The organism is Streptomyces hygroscopicus subsp. hygroscopicus, assembly GCF_030269125.1.
Classification (GTDB): Bacteria; Actinomycetota; Actinomycetes; order Streptomycetales; family Streptomycetaceae; genus Streptomyces; species Streptomyces hygroscopicus_C.
Genome location: NZ_BSSM01000087.1, coordinates 1 through 255, shown reverse-complemented (window position 1 = coordinate 255; position 255 = coordinate 1). Strand labels below are relative to the sequence as shown.

The following is a 255-nucleotide window of genomic DNA, read 5'->3' as shown; positions in this document are numbered from 1 at the left end:
CGGGGTGGGAGACGAGGGCGGATTCGACCTCGGTGGTGGAGATGTTGTGGCCGGAGACGAGCATGACGTCGTCGACGCGGCCGAGGAGCCAGATGTCGCCGTCCTGGTCCTTCTTGGCGCCGTCGCCGGCGAAGTACTTGCCTTCGAAGCGGGACCAGTAGGTGTCCTTGAAGCGCTGGTCGTCGCCCCAGATGGTGCGGAGCATGGCGGGCCAGGGTTCGGTGAGGACGAGGTAGCCGCCGCCGCCGTCGGGGA

General features: G+C 68.2%; 1 pseudogene. It reads right to left on the bottom strand.

Annotated elements, in window-relative coordinates:
* Positions 1-255 (bottom strand): annotated as a pseudogene (locus QSK45_RS38230) (acetyl-coenzyme A synthetase); the annotation flags it as partial.